The organism is Pelagimonas sp., assembly GCF_058892305.1.
The window spans coordinates 1-3,028 of sequence record NZ_JBZXVN010000081.1 but is presented as its reverse complement, the minus strand read 5'-3'; the positions used below and the strand labels follow the sequence as shown (position 1 = coordinate 3,028).

Sequence of the window (3,028 nt, the reverse complement as noted above, 5' to 3'; positions counted from 1 at the left end):
GTCATAAGGGAGGAAATTATGACAAATCGCAGGACTTTAGTGAAGGGGTTTGCGTTGGCGGCTCTGGCCAGTGGTGTTTTGGCGAGCGGTGCGTTTGCGGCGGAGGTTACGCTTCGGCTGCATCAATTTTTGCCGGCGCAGGCCAATGTGCCCAAGAACATTTTGGATGTTTGGGCGGACAAGGTTGAGGCCGATAGCGAGGGTCGCATTGAGATCCAGCGTTTTCCGGCGATGCAGCTTGGTGGCTCTCCGCCCCAGTTGTTTGATCAGGTTGTTGACGGTGTTGCCGACATCACTTGGACGGTGACGGGGTATAGCCCTGGTCGGTTCCCGCGTGCCGAAGTTTTTGAGCTGCCCTTTACGATGACCAATGCCGAGGCGGTGTCGCGCGCCTATTGGGAGCTGGCCGAAGAGAGCATGCTTGAGGATGATTTCAAGCAGGTCAAAGTGCTTGGCCTGTGGGTTCATGGCCCTGGTTTGATCCATTCCAAAGAGCCGATCACCTCTGTGTCGGATCTCAATGGTGTGAAGCTGCGTGCCCCGACCCGTGTCACCAACAAGATGTTCTCCAACTTTGGGGCGACCCCGGTTGGCATGCCGGTTCCGGCGGTGCCAGAGGCGCTGTCTAAGGGGGTGATTGACGCGACAGTGATCCCATGGGAAGTCACCGGCGCGCTCAAGGTCAACGAAATGGTGGGGAACCACACGACCTTTGGTGATGAGACGCTTTATACCACGACCTTTGTGTTTGCGATGAACCAGGACCGCTACAATGCGCTTCCTGATGATCTCAAGGCGGTGATTGACGCCAATTCCGGTTTGGAATTCAGCGGCTTTGCCGGCAAGCAGATGCAGATGGACGATGCGGGCCCGCACAAGCAGGCGATGGATCGTGGCAATAACATCATCACGCTTGATGAGGCGCAGGTTGCGGAATGGAAGGCGGCTGCGGCGGCGACCACCGAGGCCTGGGTTGCTGAGATGGATGAAAAAGGCATGGATGGCACGGCGCTCAAGGCCCGCGCGGCCGAGCTGATCGCCAAACACACCAAGTAAGCTTTTGGGAAACTGATCGGACTGCCCCGGCCATGACGCCATGTGCGGGTTGGGGCACCCTTGCCGATCCAGGAGAGAACCTCATGTTGAAATGGATGGAACGCCTGGCGCGGGTGATGGCAATCATCGGCGGTCTGGTTTTGACGGCTTTGGTCATACTGACCTGTGCCAGCGTCTTGGGGCGCGGATTGAACACGCTGGGCCATGCTGGGTTTATGCCCGAGGGGCTTGGTGATGCGCTGATTGCGACGGGCGTTGGCCCGATCACCGGTGATTTTGAATTGGTCGAGGCCGGGGTGGCTTTTGCGATCTTCTCGTTTCTGCCGGTGGCCAAACTGTATGGCGGCCATGCGACGGTCGACATCTTTACCTCGTTTCTGTCGCCGCAGCTGAACAAGATCATTCAGGCGTTCTGGGAGGTGATCTTTGCCATCATCATGATCCTGATCACCTGGCGGCTCTTTGAGGGGCTGATGAACAAATATGACTACGGCGAGACGACGTTCTTGCTGCAATTCCCGATCTGGTGGGCCTATGCGGCCAGCTTCTTTGCCGCCTGTGTGGCGACGATCACCGCGATCTACACGGCCGGGGGGCGCATCGCGGAAACCCTGACCAAACGACACTTTTTGCCTTACTCCGAAGGAGCGTCCCATTGACTATGCTTGAGATGGGCTATCTGTCCTTTCCCGTTCTGCTGGTGATGATCTTTTTGCGCGCACCGATTGGTTTGGCGATGATGCTGTGCGGGATGGGTGGGCTCTATTTTGCCATGGGCGGCAGCACGATGGTGCTCGCCAAGCTCAAAAACGAAACCTATTCGACCTTTTCCAGCTATTCACTGACCATCATTCCGATGTTCCTTTTGATGGGGCAATTTGCGACGCTGTCGGGCATGTCTTCGGCGCTGTTCAAGGCCGCCGAAAGCTGGCTGGGGCATCGTCGCGGCGGGGTGGCCATGGCCGCGGTCGGGGCCTGTGCAGGCTTTGGCGCGATCTGTGGCTCGTCTTTGGCGACGGCCGCCACGATGAGCCGGGTTGCTCTGCCAGAGCTGCGCCAATACGGCTATGCGGGCGGGTTTAGCACCGCAACTTTGGCGGCGGGCGGCACGCTTGGCATCCTGATCCCACCAAGCGTGATCTTGGTGATCTACGCGATCCTGACCGAACAAAACATCGCCAAACTGTTCCTCGCGGCGTTCATTCCCGGCATTCTGGCGGCGATTGGCTATATCATCACCATCTCGATTTACGTGCGCGTAAACCCCGAAAGCGCGGGCACCCGTGAGGCGGTGCCGATGCCCGAGCGGATCAAAGCTATGATTGATGTGTGGCCTGTTGTTCTGGTCTTTGGGCTGGTGGTTGGCGGTATTTATCTGGGCTGGTTTACCCCGACCGAAGGCGCGGCCGTTGGCGCGGCGGGCACCGGTGTGATTGCGCTGATCTCGGGCAACCTCACCTGGGAGGTGTTCAAGGAAAGCATCATCGCCACCGCCACAAGCACGGCAATGATCTTCTTCATCGTGCTGGGGGCGGGGTTCTACAACTCCTTTCTGGCGCTGTCTCAAGTGCCCCAGGAACTGTCGGAATGGGTCGTGGGGCAGGGGTTCTCGAGCTGGACCGTGCTGTTGATGATCCTGGCGTTTTACCTGGTGTTTGGCTGCCTGATGGATAGCCTGTCGATGATCCTGCTGACCATCCCGATCTTCTTTCCGGTGATCTCGGTGCTGGATTTTGGCGGCCTCAGCCCGGAACATGTAGCGATCTGGTTCGGCATTCTGGTGCTGATCGTGGTCGAAGTCGGCCTGATCACCCCACCCGTCGGCATGAACCTGTTCATTATCAACGCCATGGACCGCTCAACCCCCATGGTCGAAACCTACAAAGCCGTCATGTGGTTCGTCACCTCAGACCTCATCCGGGTCGTCATACTCGTCGCCTTCCCAGCAATCACTTTGTTCCTAATTCCGTAA

At 58.0% G+C, this 3,028-nt stretch carries 3 protein-coding genes; all 3 read left to right on the top strand.

The genetic code is table 11. The features are described from left to right. Positions 1-18 precede the first annotated feature (18 nt). Genes AC5EFR_RS23280 through AC5EFR_RS23270 form a run of 3 tightly spaced genes read left to right on the top strand, consistent with a single transcriptional unit; the run spans position 19 to position 3,028 of the window. A complete protein-coding gene (locus tag AC5EFR_RS23280) occupies positions 19-1,056 on the top strand; it encodes a TRAP transporter substrate-binding protein (RefSeq protein WP_493578076.1) in 1,038 nt (345 codons plus the stop codon). A 32-nt stretch (positions 1,057-1,088) separates the two neighbouring features. After that, positions 1,089-1,715 carry a TRAP transporter small permease gene (locus AC5EFR_RS23275; RefSeq protein WP_493578075.1) on the top strand — a complete coding sequence of 209 codons (627 nt, stop codon included), beginning with the start codon at positions 1,089-1,091 and terminating at the stop codon, positions 1,713-1,715. After that, on the top strand, positions 1,712-3,028 hold the full coding sequence (locus AC5EFR_RS23270; RefSeq protein WP_493578074.1) for a TRAP transporter large permease: 1,317 nt from the start codon (positions 1,712-1,714) through the stop codon (positions 3,026-3,028). The genes AC5EFR_RS23275 and AC5EFR_RS23270 overlap by 4 nt, the downstream gene beginning before the upstream one ends.

What these genes read in the sequence shown, in the direction of transcription:
- AC5EFR_RS23280 (WP_493578076.1), top strand. Translation starts at nt 19, where the DNA reads ATGACAAATCGCAGGACTTTAGTGAAGGGGTTTGCGTTGGCGGCTCTG.
- AC5EFR_RS23275 (WP_493578075.1), top strand. Translation starts at nt 1,089, where the DNA reads ATGACGCCATGTGCGGGTTGGGGCACCCTTGCCGATCCAGGAGAGAAC.